Source organism: Arcanobacterium sp. (ex Cirak et al. 2026) (genome assembly GCF_053585065.1).
On sequence record NZ_JBQJCE010000008.1, the window covers coordinates 86,180 to 101,930 of the forward strand.

General features: G+C 53.3%; 14 protein-coding genes and 2 pseudogenes. 3 read left to right on the forward strand and 13 right to left on the reverse strand.

All coding sequences use genetic code 11. From position 1 onward, the window contains the following. Window positions 1-23: 23 nt before the first annotated feature. The 6 genes from ACTOVJ_RS05580 to ACTOVJ_RS05605 all read right to left on the reverse strand — a co-directional run bounded on the left by ACTOVJ_RS05580 (window position 24) and on the right by ACTOVJ_RS05605 (window position 6,820). Window positions 24-1,607, reverse strand: a complete 1,584-nt coding sequence (locus ACTOVJ_RS05580; protein WP_449504194.1) for a succinic semialdehyde dehydrogenase — start codon at window positions 1,605-1,607, stop codon at window positions 24-26. Between the two features lie 107 nt (window positions 1,608-1,714). Then, window positions 1,715-3,433 carry a phosphoenolpyruvate--protein phosphotransferase gene (locus tag ACTOVJ_RS05585; protein ID WP_449504195.1) on the reverse strand — a complete coding sequence of 573 codons (1,719 nt, stop codon included), beginning with the start codon at window positions 3,431-3,433 and terminating at the stop codon, window positions 1,715-1,717. Window positions 3,434-3,436: 3 nt separating this feature from the next. Continuing rightward, window positions 3,437-3,697 carry an HPr family phosphocarrier protein gene (locus ACTOVJ_RS05590; RefSeq protein WP_449502072.1) on the reverse strand — a complete coding sequence of 87 codons (261 nt, stop codon included), beginning with the start codon at window positions 3,695-3,697 and terminating at the stop codon, window positions 3,437-3,439. 124 nt (window positions 3,698-3,821) lie between these two features. Beyond that, window positions 3,822-4,307 (reverse strand): PTS sugar transporter subunit IIA, encoded by a 486-nt coding sequence (locus ACTOVJ_RS05595; protein WP_449504197.1) that lies wholly within the window; start codon window positions 4,305-4,307, stop codon window positions 3,822-3,824. After that, window positions 4,308-5,981, reverse strand: coding sequence for a PTS transporter subunit EIIC (locus tag ACTOVJ_RS05600; protein WP_449502070.1), 1,674 nt, complete (start codon window positions 5,979-5,981; stop codon window positions 4,308-4,310). It abuts the gene before it with no gap. 11 nt (window positions 5,982-5,992) lie between these two features. Next, on the reverse strand, window positions 5,993-6,820 hold the full coding sequence (locus ACTOVJ_RS05605) for a PRD domain-containing protein (protein ID WP_449502069.1): 828 nt from the start codon (window positions 6,818-6,820) through the stop codon (window positions 5,993-5,995). 475 nt (window positions 6,821-7,295) lie between these two features. Here ACTOVJ_RS05605 and ACTOVJ_RS05610 point away from each other — a divergent pair, with 475 nt between their 5' ends. Further along, on the forward strand, window positions 7,296-8,039 hold the full coding sequence (locus ACTOVJ_RS05610; protein ID WP_449502968.1) for an HNH endonuclease family protein: 744 nt from the start codon (window positions 7,296-7,298) through the stop codon (window positions 8,037-8,039). A gap of 76 nt (window positions 8,040-8,115) precedes the next feature. Here the strand turns inward: ACTOVJ_RS05610 and gap are convergent, their stop codons facing one another. The 5 genes and pseudogenes from gap to ACTOVJ_RS05635 all read right to left on the reverse strand — a co-directional run bounded on the left by gap (window position 8,116) and on the right by ACTOVJ_RS05635 (window position 12,418). Beyond that, window positions 8,116-9,123 (reverse strand): type I glyceraldehyde-3-phosphate dehydrogenase, encoded by a 1,008-nt coding sequence (gap, locus tag ACTOVJ_RS05615; RefSeq protein WP_449504198.1) that lies wholly within the window; start codon window positions 9,121-9,123, stop codon window positions 8,116-8,118. Between the two features lie 134 nt (window positions 9,124-9,257). After that, window positions 9,258-10,340, reverse strand: a complete 1,083-nt coding sequence (locus ACTOVJ_RS05620; protein ID WP_449502066.1) for a zinc-dependent alcohol dehydrogenase family protein — start codon at window positions 10,338-10,340, stop codon at window positions 9,258-9,260. Between the two features lie 75 nt (window positions 10,341-10,415). Then, a pseudogene (locus ACTOVJ_RS05625) lies at window positions 10,416-11,279 on the reverse strand (cation:proton antiporter domain-containing protein). Beyond that, window positions 11,207-11,668: a cation:proton antiporter domain-containing protein gene (locus ACTOVJ_RS05630; RefSeq protein ID WP_449504199.1), complete on the reverse strand. Its 462-nt coding sequence runs from the start codon at window positions 11,666-11,668 to the stop codon at window positions 11,207-11,209. Before ACTOVJ_RS05630 ends, ACTOVJ_RS05625 begins: the two are co-directional and overlap by 73 nt. A 45-nt stretch (window positions 11,669-11,713) precedes the next feature. Continuing rightward, window positions 11,714-12,418, reverse strand: coding sequence for a CDGSH iron-sulfur domain-containing protein (locus ACTOVJ_RS05635; RefSeq protein WP_449502063.1), 705 nt, complete (start codon window positions 12,416-12,418; stop codon window positions 11,714-11,716). A gap of 304 nt (window positions 12,419-12,722) precedes the next feature. Between ACTOVJ_RS05635 and ACTOVJ_RS05640 the strand changes: the two are divergent. Together ACTOVJ_RS05640 and ACTOVJ_RS05645 are read left to right on the forward strand one after the other, a co-directional pair. Then, a pseudogene (locus ACTOVJ_RS05640) lies at window positions 12,723-13,522 on the forward strand (IS30 family transposase); the annotation flags it as partial. A 250-nt stretch (window positions 13,523-13,772) separates the two neighbouring features. After that, a complete protein-coding gene (locus tag ACTOVJ_RS05645; protein WP_449504200.1) occupies window positions 13,773-14,105 on the forward strand; it encodes a type IV toxin-antitoxin system AbiEi family antitoxin domain-containing protein in 333 nt (110 codons plus the stop codon). A 92-nt stretch (window positions 14,106-14,197) separates the two neighbouring features. Here ACTOVJ_RS05645 and ACTOVJ_RS05650 read toward each other — a convergent pair whose 3' ends face one another. Together ACTOVJ_RS05650 and ACTOVJ_RS05655 are read right to left on the reverse strand one after the other, a co-directional pair. Continuing rightward, window positions 14,198-14,395, reverse strand: coding sequence for a phage portal protein (locus tag ACTOVJ_RS05650; protein WP_449504201.1), 198 nt, complete (start codon window positions 14,393-14,395; stop codon window positions 14,198-14,200). 635 nt (window positions 14,396-15,030) lie between these two features. Then, window positions 15,031-15,615: a hypothetical protein gene (locus ACTOVJ_RS05655; protein ID WP_449504649.1), complete on the reverse strand. Its 585-nt coding sequence runs from the start codon at window positions 15,613-15,615 to the stop codon at window positions 15,031-15,033. Window positions 15,616-15,751: the final 136 nt, after the last annotated feature.

Here is a 15,751-nt window from a genome sequence, read left to right on the forward strand (position 1 = left end):
TTTCGCATGGAACGAAATTTTTCTTAGATTTTAAGCGCGTTGAGTACACGGATTGCTCGGCGCATGACACGTGAGAATTTTTCCGGATCAAGCGGACCGAAAGGACCAATTGGTAGCACATGTTGAGTGGCCACAGTCCGGCTCTGGGTGTAGATGAGAATTCCTTCGCGTCCGTGCCGGCGACCAATCCCCGATTCTTTCCAGCCGCCCATCGGAGCGTCGATTGATCCCCATGCAGCGCCATAACCATCATTGATGGCCACCGTACCCGACTCGATCTGTGAAGCAACACTGCGTGCACGAGCGATATTACGACTCCACACCGATGCGTTGAGTCCGTAGTGTGTGTCATTTGCCAGCTCAATTGCTTCCGCTTCGTCATCGACGACGTACAGTGCGACAACTGGGCCAAATGTTTCGTCACGCACAAGGTCAGCATGAGAAGGTACATCCGTCAGAATCGTCGGCTCATAGAATGCCGGGCCGAGATCTGGACGTGGATGGCCACCGGTCAGGACAGTTGCTCCTTTACTCACGGCATCAACAACATGCGAATCTACACGTTCCATATGCGCTGGCGAGATTAACGAGCCCACGTCTATGCTCCAATCTAAGTGACCGCCGATACGAAGTTTTTGAGTTGCCCGGACAAATTTCTGGGTGAATTCTTCGGCAATCTCGCGCATTACATAGAGCCGCTCAATAGACAGGCATAGCTGACCGGTGTTAGAAAAACAGGCGGCCACTGCACCTGCCACTGCGCGATCAATATCGGCATCGTTGAGGACGATCATGGGGTTCTTTCCGCCAAGTTCCGTGCTACAACCGATCAACCGTTGTGCACAGCGAGCCGCAATTGTACGTCCAGTCTCGGTAGAACCAGTGAATGTCATATAGTCAACGCGATCGATGAGCCATGTGCCGACAGTCGGCCCTTCACCTGGAGTAACAATAAATAGATCGCGCGGGAGTCCGGCATCGTCAAAAAGCTTTCGTACCAGGAGAGCTGTGAACACCGTAGCCGGATCAGGTTTCAGTATGACAGCATTTCCTGCAATCAGCGCAGGGACAACATCTGTGACAGCAAGCGTGAAAGGATAATTCCACGGAGCAATCACCCCGACGACGCCCCGAGGAGCACGCTCAACGTGGACTTGTGTCAGGAGTGGAAAAGCTCCGCGTGCCTTTCGCGAAGCTAACACTGAGGCCGCCGTATTCGCCGTATGCGCTGCAAGCCGCGCAACATCCATCACTTCCTCAAACGCCGAGAGCCTGTTTTTCCCTGTTTCAAGCTGGATAGAGTCGAGGATGTCATCGCTACGTTCAAGAACCAGCGACGCAAATCGAATGATAATTCGAGCGCGTTCCCGAACCGATGTCTGTGCCCACGAACGCTGTGCTTGGCGTGCACGCCGGACGGCTTCATCGACGTCTTTTTCACGGGCGTAGCGCACCTGACCAATGACGCTCCCATCCACCGGATAACGGATATCAATGACATCACCACGGCCACATGCAAGGTGGGCAAGTGTGGTGTCAATTCCGCGTCCATGACGCTGTGGTCCAATACCCGGGACAGTCACACCATTGTTATCTGAGTAACTCATAAGACTATTCAACGCCCCTCTGTGTAACGATTCAACTTTACAAATGATCGTGTGGGAGAAAAATGGGTGGCGGGCAAAGCCCGCCACCCATGACAATCACACATTCGTCAGGACACCAAAGTGGCAAGCTTTGGATTGACCTTGGCGAGGACTGCTTCACGTGCGTCATGTGCTGTGCGAGCCTCACGTGCGATCTGCGCAAATTCAACACATTGAGTGTGGGTATGGAGCGAAAGCGCGAACCGAACAGCCGACACCTTCGGCGCAGCCATTGACAGCGACTTCACCCCAATACCCGTCAGAACAAGTGCCAGAAGTGGATCGCCACCGGCTTCGCCACATACACCAATCGGATTCTCAGTTCCGGCAACAGCAGCGGCAATCATGTCGAGTACAGCCGGTTGCCACGGGCTATTAAGGGTTGCGAGATCGCCCTGCAAGCGGTCAGCAGCCATCGTGTACTGAGTCAGATCGTTCGTACCGAGGGAACCAAATGCTCCATTCTTGAGGACAACACCCGATCGAATTGCAGCGGCCGGCGTCTCAATCATGATGCCCGCATGATCAATCCCGTACTCGTGAGCCAACTTGAAGAACCAATCCGCTTCATCGGCGTCGGCGACCATCGGAGCCATCACCCACAGGAGCGTCTCGTGTGCACCGGGCAGATCTGACTCCACCACTGCACGGTAAGCAGCTGCAATTGCCTCAAGCTGATCGCGAAGAAGTTGCTCGTTGCGCTGGCACATGCGGATACCGCGGACACCGAGCGCTGGATTTTCTTCGTCGATCTTCTCAGTGAACTTCAGTGGCTTGTCAGAGCCAGCATCGAGCGTGCGGAAAACGACTTTCTTGCCGACGAATGCTGCAAGAACTCGGCGGTAGGTTTCGGTCTGTTCTTCGACACTCGGCGCATCAGCACGATCGAGGTAAAGGAACTCTGTGCGGAACAAGCCAATACCTTCGATCGGATCGTCAGAGGCAGTATGCTTTGCCGCAACCTTTTCTGCTTCCTCGGCTCCACCAATGTTGACAAGAAGCTGCACACGATGCCCGTCTGAAGTTTCTCCCTTGCCGACGGCGGAGGCGAGAGCCTCAGCACGTAACCGGGCGCGCTCAACGAGCGCATCCGCTTCTTCTTCAGATGGGTCGACAAGGACAATGCCGCGTTCGCCGTCGACTCCAATAGTGGTTCCGGTAGCGATGTTCCCAGCACCATTCGCGCGTACGATCGCGGGGATACCCAACTGGGCACACAAAATCGCAGTGTGCGAGGTTGGTCCGCCCTTTTCAGTTACGACGGCGAGCACCCGATCAGGCTCCAATGTCGCTGTATCAGCAGGAGCAAGATCGTCGGCCACGATCACCGCTTCGCCCTCAAATGCCGGGATCCCTGGTTGAGGAAGGCCAGCGAGCTCGGCGATGGCACGGTCACGAATATCAGCAAGGTCTGAGACGCGCTCGGCCATGTATCCGCCAATCTTCTCGAGTTTAGCCGAATAATCCGCTACAGCTGTACGCACTGCTTCAACTGGTCCTGCACCAGCGTCGGCCTTCTTGCCAACTGCTTTGACGAGACCTCGGTCAGTTGCCAGACCTGCGGTAGCCTCCAGAACCTCCTTCGCATGTCCTTCGACATCTGCTGCACGCTTCATGAGATGCTCGGCAACCGCGCTCAGCGCTGCCGTCGCAAGTTCACGGGCCGCGACAGCATCAGCGAACTCAACTTCTTTCACCGCGTCGGCGTCGACACGTTCCACAACAACTGCGGACGCGACAGCGCTTCCGGCGAAAACTCCAATGCCCTTCAGGCTCTGCGAGGCCACGGATCACTCCTCTCCGTCGAGATCCGAGGCAATGAGATCAGCAATCGTGTTCACTGCTGCCTCATCTTCCCCACTGACGGTAATTTCGTCACCGTTCATTGCCCCCAGAGACATAATCTCCAGAATCGATGCTGCGTCTGCTTCTTCTTCGCCGAAGATCAGAAGAATATCTGCGCCGGTCTCTTCGGCAGCTTCAGCAACCTTTGCTGCCGGACGGGCGTGGAGACCAACCTTCGAACCAACAGTAACAACACGCTCAGCCATAAGTGTTCCTTTCGATTAATGCGGATAGTCCGCAAGTGTGAGTGACGTGAGGCATTTCGCGTCACTTATTTCATTAAGTCAATTGGGTGAGGGGGCCGATTGCCGGCCCCCTCACCCATCTCGATCACACAAGAGTGACAGTAGCGGCTACTTCAGATAGATCCGTGGGACCAACGTTCACTTTCACCGAGTCGACTTGCGCCTTCTTAGTAAACACGATCGGGGTAACAAGCGACTTTCCTAAATCTCGCACCGATTGTGCATCAACGCGAATGATCGGTGTGCCTGCCGCGACTTCAGCGCCAGACTCAACCAACGCCTCCATCCCCTTGCCTCCCAGTTCCACGGTGTCCATGCCGATGTGAACAAGGACGTCCACTCCCCTGGGCGTACGCATCGAGAACGCGTGATGAGTCTTAAAGATCTTCACCACTGTTCCAGCGATGGGCGCAACTACCTCAACCACTGCCGCTGACGGATCCGGGCTGACCGCAAAACCATCGCCGAGCATACGCGAAGAGAATGCTTCATCTGGAACATCGTCCAGTGTTAGCACTGTTCCTGCGAATGGAGCGTGGAACTCTTCCTTCTTCTTACCAAAGCCGAACACTTAAACCTCCTGCTCGCCCTTCAAGGACACGTGTGAGGAAGCCAGCTGACCGGCAACCTCTTCATACATGAACTCTACCTGTGGGCCAACAATGACCTGGACCGCTGTTTGCGATGGGCGAATCAATCCGGCGACGCCGGTGGACTTAATCAGCTTTTCGTTCACCTTTGCGTGATCGTGCACAGTGGTACGAAGACGCGTGGTGCAGTAATCAACCTCATTGATGTTCTCAGCTCCGCCAAGACCAGCAATGATCTTGGACGCTGCATCGGCGAAATCTGAATCCGAGGTTAGAGTAGCCTTTTCGCCACCGTCTTCGTTCTCATGACGGCCAGGAGTACGCATGTCGAATGCTCCGATGAGGAAGTAGAACACCGCGAAGTAAATCGCGAAGAACACCAGACCCATCACCAGAAGCATGTACCACTGATTCGCCAGCGGGTTACGTGCAGAGAGGAACATATCGACGAAGCCTGCCGAGAAGCCGAAACCTGCAGTCCAGTGCATAGCAGCTGCAATTGCTACAGAAATACCAGTCAGAAGAGCGTGTACCAGGTACAGAGCCGGAGCAAGGAACATGAAAGAGAACTCGATCGGCTCAGTCACACCAGTAAAGAATGATGCAAGAGCGCCGGCCATCATCAGTGCACCAGTGGCCTTCTTGGACTTCGAGTCTGCACGCAGGTACATCGCCAGGCCTGCAGCTGGAAGACCAAACATCATAATCGGGAAGAAACCACCCTGGTAGCGGCCAATGTAACCGATGACTTCACACGATGAACCGTTCCAGAAACCCGCACCGAAGCACTGGTCAGCAGCAGTCACAGCAGCAGCATCCTGAATGGTCTTTGCACCATTAAGGAAGTTGCCAATGTCATTGATGCCCACCACATCGAACCAGAAGATCGAGTTCAGAGCGTGGTGAAGACCAGTTGGAATGAGGAGTCGATTGACAAAGCCGTACAGACCCGCGCCCACAGCGCCGAGACCGGAGATCCACTGACCGAAGGAGAACAGTGCGTGGTAGAGCAGTGGCCATGCGAAGAACAGGACAACAGCCAAAAGGATGGAGAACAGCGACGTCAGAATCGGAACAAGACGACGACCCGAGAAGAATGCCAAGTAATCCGGCAACTTCGTGCGGTGGAAGCGGTTGTACACCCAAGCAGCGAGAAGGCCGACGAGGATACCGATGAGCACGTTCTTATCGTTGATCGCGCCCCAGCCTTGAGCTGCCCAATCTTCTGGGTAGACGAAGACATCCTTGCAGTGCTTGGCAGCGTCGAACACGAAATCTGCAGCGACCGAACCGTTCTCCCCTACAGGAATAGAGCAGTCCGCTTTCTTATCCAGACCCTTGAGAATCTCAACGGTTCCTGGCATCAGCAAAAGCTTGATGGTGCCGTATCCAAGGAAGCCGGAGAGCGCCGCTGCTCCGTTGTGATCGCGGGCGAGGCCGAAGGCAATCGCCACTGCGAAGATCCAGCCTAGGTTATCGAGTACTGCAGCACCGGCCTTGATCAGCACGAGCGCAACAACGCTGTTTGCGCCCCAGCCGGTCGGGTCGATCCAGTATCCAATACCCATGAGAATCGCAGCCACAGGCATGACTGCGACGGCGCCCATCAGCGCCTTACCGAGCTTCTGCAAGCTCGCAATTGTCTTTCCTCCCACGGAAAAACTCCTTATCTTTGTGCGCCGGCATCCATTCGCCAACCGTGTAAGGTCACTGCGAAGAATGCCGCTTCCCCACTATCCGCGTCATTGACGGACGTAGCAGGGACCTTTCGGATAATTTGCTGTGCGAAGGCGTAATCCTGAGGCAATGCGCCACGGATCGCATCTGTGGCTGCATTGTTGCGGAATTGTTTCGCCTCCACGCGGCCGATGAGCCGCGCGAGCTCTGACGCAATTGCTGGCCGTGAAACCTCAGCTCCGAGGTAAGCCACAACCGCACCGACGAGCTTCGACAAGAGGTTGGCGACGGCGACGGATCGCTTCACCGATGCTCCTGTTCGTGCCGCATACAGATGTAGCGCGATATATCCGGCTTCATCGATGGGGAGATCAACACCGATTTCGCTCGATACATCAGCGAGCACTCGCTCTGCCGCCGCGAACTCAAGTGGGAATCCTGCCTGGATTTCACCAAGAAGTTCGTTCGGCACATACATCCCGGCTTTGTATCGTTCCACAGCGAAAGCAAGGTGATCGACGAGCATCACGTACACCGAAGGATGAACGTCAGCAATCCCCTCGGCGGCTCGATCGACCGCTTGAGCTACAGAATCTGCCAGATGTGGGTGCCGCAGTGCCAGCGCTTTCAGCGTCTGAATGCGTTCAGCGTTAGCTTCCACGTACTGCCGTTGAATCGCTTCCGGTGGGATAAGATCCCCTGGGTGCTTGTCGAATCCGATTCCTTTTCCAGCAAACACAACTTCGGCGTCACCAACACGTGCAAGAACCACGTTGTTGTTGAACGCGCGAATTACGCGAGCAGGACTTTCGGACACTTGAGCTCCTCGTTGAGCGACATGGGCACAGTAATGCGCCTCAGTCCTGGTCATGCCTGAGAATCAGTAACACCCAGATGGAAACTAACAGTGTTAGTTTACCGGACATTCGCAAAAAGTGAGAGCTGGAACACCAATTTCCTCATTTGTCCACATTGGTCAGCTCTTCTGCCCCATGCCACCTGATCAACACCGCACCTCCGTGCGAACTAACTCACGACTGTCGCGCAAGGTGGCAAGCCGAACCACTCCCAGCTTATCGTGATGTCAACTCGTTGGCTGGTATGGATCTGATCATCAACGTTCCACAACATTTCCTCGTCGATGTCCGCCTGCAGCAACGGATTTTGGATACCATGTCCCCTGTCCTAGAGGCCGTGACTGACGACTTGTACAGTGTCCCTCAAGCCAGACCTGTGGAAATAACCTGAGTTGATAACGCGCATCATGGGAAAATCAGGCCAGGAGGAGACTGATGAAACGTTCACGATGGGTACCTGCAGTGTGCATTACCGCTTTGGCCTGGATAATGCTCCCAGGACTTGGACCTGATATTGCCGGAATCGAAGCGCGCTGGGGAGTCAAACTCACCCCCGGTGACTGGCGCGGCCCGTTGTCACGCCCTCCAGTGGTCACTCTGCCTGATACCGCAACTGTGCGTGCACTTGCGGGTCTGACCGTGCGCGGGAGTGAAAAAGTGCCGCGTTACCACCGTTCAGCTTTTGGACAAACATGGGCTGACGTCGATCGCAACGGTTGCGATACGAGGAACGATATTCTCGCTCGAGACCTACGCAATACGACTTTCCGGCCGGGCACCCGTCGCTGTGTAGTGACCGGCGGGCGGCTCCTTGATCCATATACCGGAAAGACTATTGATTTTGTGAAAGGACAAAAGACATCCGAGGCAGTGCAGATCGATCATGTCGTAGCGTTAGGAAATGCCTGGCAATCAGGAGCTTGGAAGTGGGATGCGCACAGGCGTGAAGAATTCGCTAACGAACCTTCCAACCTCCTTGCCGTGGACGGCCCTGCAAACCAGGAAAAGTCTGCCGACGACGCCGCTCATTGGCTTCCGGCGAATTCCGAGTTCCGGTGTACATATGTCACGATGCAGATCCAGGTCAAAAGCACATGGGGGTTGAGTGTCACATCTGAGGAAAAAGATGCGATGGCACGAGTTCTCGCGAACTGCCCACCGTCATCATCAATAAAGTGAGCCACCCCGGAATTTTGACCGGAGTGGCTCACGCGAGACGTTCAGTGGCTCAACAGCCACGAGACGCGAGTGTGGTTCACAGACCGAGACGCTGTGAGAAATCAACCAGACGCAAGGAGAATGCCCACTCGTTGTCATACCAGCCGTGAACTTTGACGGTATTACCGATAACTTCGGTCAGTGGAGCATCGTAGATGGAGCTGTGCGGATTGCGAACAATATCCGTTGAAACGATTGGCGCTTCAGAATATTGGAGAATTCCTTTCAGCGCGCCCTCCTCAGCGGCCTTCTTGAACGCAGCATTCACTTCATCAACAGTTACTCTCGTGCTGAGTACCACGGTCAGATCAGTGATCGACCCGACGGGCACAGGGACGCGGAGTGCTGCTCCCGTCAGCTTCCCGTCCAGTTCCGGAATGACTTTACCGATTGCCTTAGCGGCTCCCGACGAGGTTGGGATAATCGACATTGCAGCGGCGCGAGCGCGACGTGCATCCTTGTGGGGCGCATCATGCAATCGCTGATCCGAGGTGTAGGCATGCACGGTCGTCATCAATCCGTTCTCAATTCCGAAGTTGTCATTGAGGACCTTGGCAAGAGGTGCGAGCGAATTCGTGGTGCACGAACCATTGGAGAAGATGTCGTACTTCTGGGCATCGAGGGTGTCGTCGTTTACTCCCAAGACTATGGTCTGGAGTTCCTCGTCGCTTCCCTTCGCCGGCGCCGAAATAATGACTTTCTTTGCCCCGCCTACCAGGTGAGCTTTCGCTTTCCCTGAATCCACGAAACGCCCGGTTGATTCAATCACCACATCGACACCGAGATCGCCCCACGGAATCTTTGACGGATCTGGCTCTGAGAGGACCTTGAAACTTATGTCACCAACCGAAATCGTGTCACCTGAGACAGAGACACCCTCAAGGTGCCCATCCAAGGAATCCCATTCGAGTAGGTCAGCCAATATCTCCGGGCTTGTCAGGTCATTCACTGCGACGATATCGACGTCAGCGTGTGTCCTGAGCGCTGCGCGTACGTAGGTGCGGCCAATACGTCCGAAACCGTTAATGCCAACTTTTGTTGTCATGTTTTCTCCTTTCACAGAAGGCGACGGGTAGTGCATCCTGCAGGACTCGTGCCGTGACGTACACATGAACTAGTTGAACAATAAATTGATTCCCGGTATGCGCTGTGAGCAGAACTCCCCCAGCCACATCGGAGCTACGCTTCGATTATCACCTTGACCGCCTGTGTATCATTCGCATGAATAAAGGTATCCCAGGCCTTTTCAATCTCGGCGAATGAGAAATGATGCGAGGCCAGCTTCTCGATCGGAAGATCCGAATTCTGCACACTCTTCAAAAGCATGCCCGTGGTATTCGCACTTACCAGTCCGGTAGTAACGGTGAGATTTCGGATCCACAGTTTTTGAAGCTCGAATTCTACTGGCTTTCCATGGACGCCGACGACGGCGATATGGCCACCTTCTTTCGTCGCATGTTGTGCAAGTGCCCAGGTCGCAGGCAGGCCAACGGCTTCGATTGCAACATCGACACCGCGACTGTCCGTGACATCATCGATGACAGCGTCGAGATCTTGCGTCGCAGGGTTGACCACATAACCGGCTCCCATTTCCTTTGCCATTTCCAAACGCTTTTCATTCATATCAGCCACGATGATATTTCCAGGCGAATATAGCTGCGATGTCACAAGCGCACTCAACCCCACAGGACCAGCGCCAACGATGAGAACATCGTCGCCAGGCTTGACCGTCCCATTCTGGACTCCAATTTCGAAGCCGGTGGGTAGCGCGTCGGAAAGGAATACCGCTGTATCAGTGTTCAGACCTTCTGGCAGTTTGTACAAAGAGTTGTCAGCAAACGGCGTACGGACATATTCCGCGAGGGTGCCATCGATCATGTACCCCATGATCCAACCCCCGCCACGTTGGCAGTGTGCATACAGTTGCTTCTGGCAGTTTTCGCAGGTTCCACAACGCGAAATGCAGGAGATAATCACACGGTCACCCGGCTGAAAACCGGTCACCGAGTCTCCAACCTCCTCGACCACGCCAATGCCTTCATGCCCAAGGATTCTGCCATTCCACTGTCCAGTTTTAGCTTTCGCCGTTTCCTCAATTTCTGGGTTCTTGCCGTGCAAGATACCAAGATCTGTTCCACAAATTGTTGTCTTTTCGATGCGAATAATTGCATCCGTCGGATCGATGATTTGCGGCTTAGGACGATCTTCAAGGCGAACATCACCTTCACCGTAGTAAGTCATTGCCTTCATTGTTGTTGACATATGATCACTCCTTTGTCATCTCGCGCCACTACATTGTGACGCTGGATACAGCATATACCGAGACTGTTATCCGAGCTAGAGTGAATGGTGGGGATGTTTGATGAGCGAAACGAGAGTAATCTCCCGGTGGTCAAGGTGAGACAAAACATCAGAGAAAGTCGCCGATGAAATTGTTCCTGAGCGGCACTTTTTAAATGCATGAGCGCGAAGCTGCGCAATATCCTTGAGCACTGTCTCTATTCGTTGATCTCGATCAACGTCAGCCTCAGTGCCAACACGCGCACGTAGAGATGCGATCGTCTCAAGGTGTTGAGCACCGTGAAGAAGTGTATTGACGTGGTCACCGTCAGGAAGATCAACATCACCAAACATATGAGGCTTGACCATTCGGATCAGTAGAGTCAGCGTCAACCCCTGGACGATGAGCGAACCCGTGGCAACGAAGAGAGCGATGAGCAACAGAACATTGCGATCAGGAGTATCGAGCGGCAATGTCTGCGCTGCCGCCAGAGTGACTGCCCCACGCATGCCACCCCAGGTCAGCACTGCGCCGTCGCGCCAATGAGTAATTTCGGCGTCGTGGTAGGACACGTCGTGTACGAGGTGTTCGCTTGTCGGGTGTGAAGAAGCCACGCACCTGCGCAAAAAGCTATTGCGGTGTTAGATCACACCAATCATTGGCAACACAATCACTGCGCGAACCACCACAACGAGTGTTCCAAGAATGAGAGAAATGATGACGGTACGCCAGATTCCCAGATCTCCAGTATGGATGGCTGTCACGATTGACGAGACATTCAGTCCCATAACGAGGAAAACGACGCTCTCTAAGAAGAGACGGATGGTGAGCCAGTTGGAGTTTGCATTCAGACGAGTTTGCGCGCCAAGCGAGAGTGGTGCACGGTGCCCCGCAACGAGCCCGGCGACGACGGCGGCCACCAGTCCCGAGCCACCGAGTTTCTCGGTATCGCCGCGCCGAGCGCTACCGCCCACGTCAGCCCGAGACCCGGGATGAGCGCCGAGGTCGCGATCCCGACAGAGAACGCAGTCAGTCCAACGAGAACCACTGCCAAAATCGACACGGGAAGAAGATGCCGGCGAAGGTCAACCACTGGCGTATGCCATGCTATAGCGAAGAGCAGCGGCGGGAGGAATCCTTCGAGGATGAGTTCCGGACCAATTTCGGGAACCGACAGGCCTGGAATGAAGGAAATCGCCGTCCCGATCGCGAGCAAAATCAGTGGCGACGCAACGCCGACCTTTCCAGCCACGATGGTCGAAAACGCGACGAGGGCAATAGCGACGACGAGCTCGATTCCTATTTCCATTTCACTTTTCTCGTGATTGTGTGATGTGAGGCGCAGATAGGATGCTTAGCACTGTTGAGAAGCGATCTTTTCGTCGACCTCGGGGTCAGTGAAACCATTGGACTGATGGCGCCCATCGCAAAATGGCTTGTTCTGGGATTCACCACAACGACACAGGGACACGCGATTGCGGACTTCGAAGTTTTCGCCGTCGGAACCCTCGATTTCAATGCCACCAAAGGCGAGAATCTGACCATCCTTGACCAAACTTACCGACGGAGCAAGGCGAGGTTCCTGCCACACATCGAGCTCTGCTGGGCGGAAGGTCAGTCGTCCCGAGGGGCATAATGCGACCATCGCTTCCATTTGCGATCGGTCCTCTTCACTAAGCTCTTGATGGAGAAGATGCCACACATCTCCAATCTCCCGAATACAGAACTTCGCATGCACACACAATTCAGCTACATCACCTGTTGTTTTCCCATGATCGGTACGTAACTTGGCCTGTTCATCGAAAGGAACTTGCGATGCTGTTTCAGTTCCATCAAAACTGATCTTCTGATGGCGTCCATCGCAAAATGGCTTGTTCTGTGAATGCCCGCAACGACACAAGTGCACCGTATCCTCAGTCAATTCAAGATCGCCGAGGTGCGCCCATGAAACAGAATGACCGGCACTATCATGCTCAATTTCAACGCGCGCCAGCCGGGTAGCTCCGGATACCTCATACGGGCCATCCTTGATGATTCGGATCTTTGGAGCTGGTGTCATGCCCACTCCCTCCTTTCAGTTTAATTTTCAATAAACGTAGTTTTCATTGTACGACAATTTCACCCCTTTCAAAAAGAAGTCTCATGCTGGCGCGCTTGGCTGCAACCTTCGTGGCGAACCTGCACGCGCTATTATCTGCGTCGCGCGCTTCGTGTATTGGAAAGTAGACGTGGAAACGCGGCCACTGCTAACTGCCGTCAGCGACGCCGCATCAGTGACCTGGTGCTGGTTCGGGTAGTGGTTGTTGCTCTGTACGCCGCTCACATTCGCGGAATACAGGGTCAAGGGCGTGGCCATAGTGAATAAGGGATTGAATTTCACTCAGGCAGCAAAGGCTGTGGGCGTTTCGAAACGTACTGGAAAAGTATGGAGGAATGGGCGTACCAGATCTAGCGTGGGTGCAGTATTCGTGCAATCGCTCGGCATCTAGGTCGTGCCCTATCAAGTATTAGTCGTGACATACACGCCAATCTTGTCTTGTTCGCTCTTGTTGAGAAATACTTAGGTAAGCACTGGTCACCACAACAAATCAGTGGCAGACTAAAACAGATATTCCCGAATGCGAGTCCATGCATGTGTGTGCCGAAACAATCTATCAAGCGATCTATGTTCATGCTCGTGGAAGTTTGAAACTTATGTCAAGAAAGCGTTGCGAAGTGGTCGGGTGATACGTAAGACACGCACCACACGGTTCACTATTCTCTTACATCTGCCTGATCGTCACGATGCTGGTAACGTGCAAGAAGCTATCGTGAAGATGAAGAAAATGCGGCATCTTCCTAAACTTTTACGTAATTCTCTGACCTGGGATCAAGGCTCAGAAATGGCGTTACACGCAAAAATAGCCACAGAACTACAAATGGATGTCTACTTTTGTGACCCGCACTCGCCATAGCAGCGAGGAACCAACGAAAACACTAATGGGCTGCTACGCCAATACTCCCCCCCCCAAAAAAAGACACCGACCTGCACCAGTTTTCCGAAGCCTATCTCGACACCGTCGCTGAAGAGCTCAACGACAGACCAAGAAAAACACTCAACTGGTACAAACCAAGCGAACATATAATCGAACTAATCAACAACGACTGTTGCAACCACCACTAGAAACCGCCCTTCCATTTGAAATTCCATTACGACTGGACGGGGCGAAAATGTGTGCCCACTACTTTTCGTCGAGAATTCTTTGTCGCTAGAGAAAAGTGTGGGTTGTTATCGCCGAAGTTGTTGTGCCACCGAGTTGACGAAAGAACAACCACATTAGCACTTTATATTTATGCGTAGTTTACTAATAGAATGAGCATGAACAGATGTCGAAGGGAATCTCTGCCGACGCGGATGGGTGGCACGATGAGATGTGGCTGACTTCGCTGCGTTGACCGCGCGCAGTTTTTCTCATCACAGTGCGCTGCTCACCCATTCCCTTACTGACCGTGAACCTGGCACAGTGACTGTCACTGTCCCGTCTGGCTATAACGCCACTGCGTTGCGTAAAGCAAGTTTGCAGGTGTTCTACATCAAGCCTGACCTGCTGGAGTTGGGTAAGACGAAGGTGCCAACTCCTGATGGGCACCTAGTTCCCTTCTACGATCTTGAACGTACCATCTGTGATATGCTGCGCTCGCGTTCACACATCGATACGCAGATCCTCACCGCCGCCATGCAAAGCTATGTGCGGCGACACTCGTAGTAAAGCCTGCCTGTCTCGTCCCTGACGACCGTCATGCGGTTAGGTTGCAGCGGATAGAGTCCAATCACCTCGTCACGCCCGTTACGGATCACCTAAGCAAACGCATTGCCCCAGAGCAGTAGATGTGTCATGAGCGTTTCTCGGAACACGAAAGATGTCATCTCTGGGTTCGGCTCATCACATAACAACCTGTAGAGCGGATGATTGAGCGCCTTCACATTCACACCATCAACACTTTGGCGATATACGTGCAACGGCAAACCAGCAATCGCCTCCGCAAGAATACGCACGCACGAATACACCGCCGTCGTCTACATCGCCGAGCGCTCCGTCACCACACGATCAGACGACGTCGCCCCGAAGAAAAGCTGTAGCCGGAGCTGATCGAGTGATCACTGGCGGTGCGGGCAGTGTCGCCACGCAACCAATTCAATAAACCCATTTCTCACCTCCAATACGGGGCAGAAAAACAGTGGGCGCCTATCCGAAAAAATAGGTGCCCACAGACCAACTGTTTACAATTGTTTCAGCCTTGGAATAATAGCTCGGCATTCCTGACGAACATGTCAACCGTTAGTTGATTTCCTATCACGCACATTGACCATAGATATGACGACTAGAACCAATACGCATGCGACGTCAGAGGCGAAAACAAATTTATACTTTTTGCGAACTATACATCAGCAGTTGAAACCTTGAAGAATTTGGCTCTCTAATCATCTGAGTTCTCACGTTTCACGTGACAGATAATTCTCGGCAGCATTAACAACAATCGAACTAGCAGGTAGACCAGCGCAGTCACGGCAATGATTGGTACAATCTTGCTCCAAGAAAGATGGGAGTCGACTACCCAAAAAGCGACAAATAACCCCAGCAACCCCGCAATAATATCAGCAACTCGTTCTTTCGTTTTCATTTGAGCCCACTAGATTTTGCCGGTGAGCTTAAGTGCTTGCTTTACAGCCCACGTTAAGGCTCTGGCTGCAACTGGTTTCGCTGTATTGTATGCCCACTTTAACGGACCCCAACCAACACAACCTGCTCCGAACGACCAAATAAGATCATCCACGCGTGCCAAATCGTTACCCCGAAGCGCATTAACAACTTGATCCAACGCGGCCCCTGAAAGGCCGCGAGCAACACAAGCGGCAATTACTGGAATAGCAGCAGCCACGATTGCCGGAATAGCCCTATCCTCATAAATTGTTGTCAACGGGGCAGAAGCAAAAGAAATATACTCCTTCTGCATAGCCAAATCATTTGGATAGCGCTCACGGGCAGTAAGCTCAACATTTTCCACATTGCTGACGCGATCAAACCGCGCCAACTCACCTTCAAGAATTGACGCGAATTCTTGTTGATCTGCGCGAAGACTCTTTTCTTCACATTGGCCTTGGGATTTCCAGTTTTTTGCATCTTCGGCATTTGGAGAGGCCGAAGCCACACTGACAGTCGTAAAAATAAGTGCTACGCTTGTCAGCCCAGCGATAATTGTGTTTCGTATTTTCATGTTTCCCCTTGTGGTTTCAACCGCTAGCGTCGTGCTAGAGAACCATATTCCGCAGTAAGTGTCGATTCCTGCTGCAAGTAAAACAATATTTGCGCAACAACTTTGTTGACTAAATACGGTTATCTACAGTGTATAT

Excerpts from the sequence above, each read along its gene's own strand:
- ACTOVJ_RS05580 (WP_449504194.1), bottom strand. The coding sequence starts at position 1,607 with ATGAGTTACTCAGATAACAATGGTGTGACTGTCCCGGGTATTGGACCA.
- ACTOVJ_RS05590 (WP_449502072.1), bottom strand. The coding sequence starts at position 3,697 with ATGGCTGAGCGTGTTGTTACTGTTGGTTCGAAGGTTGGTCTCCACGCC.
- ACTOVJ_RS05610 (WP_449502968.1), top strand. The coding sequence starts at position 7,296 with ATGAAACGTTCACGATGGGTACCTGCAGTGTGCATTACCGCTTTGGCC.
- gap (WP_449504198.1), bottom strand. The coding sequence starts at position 9,123 with ATGACAACAAAAGTTGGCATTAACGGTTTCGGACGTATTGGCCGCACC.
- ACTOVJ_RS05620 (WP_449502066.1), bottom strand. The coding sequence starts at position 10,340 with ATGTCAACAACAATGAAGGCAATGACTTACTACGGTGAAGGTGATGTT.
- ACTOVJ_RS05630 (WP_449504199.1), bottom strand. The coding sequence starts at position 11,668 with ATGGAAATAGGAATCGAGCTCGTCGTCGCTATTGCCCTCGTCGCGTTT.
- ACTOVJ_RS05635 (WP_449502063.1), bottom strand. The coding sequence starts at position 12,418 with ATGACACCAGCTCCAAAGATCCGAATCATCAAGGATGGCCCGTATGAG.
- ACTOVJ_RS05655 (WP_449504649.1), bottom strand. The coding sequence starts at position 15,615 with ATGAAAATACGAAACACAATTATCGCTGGGCTGACAAGCGTAGCACTT.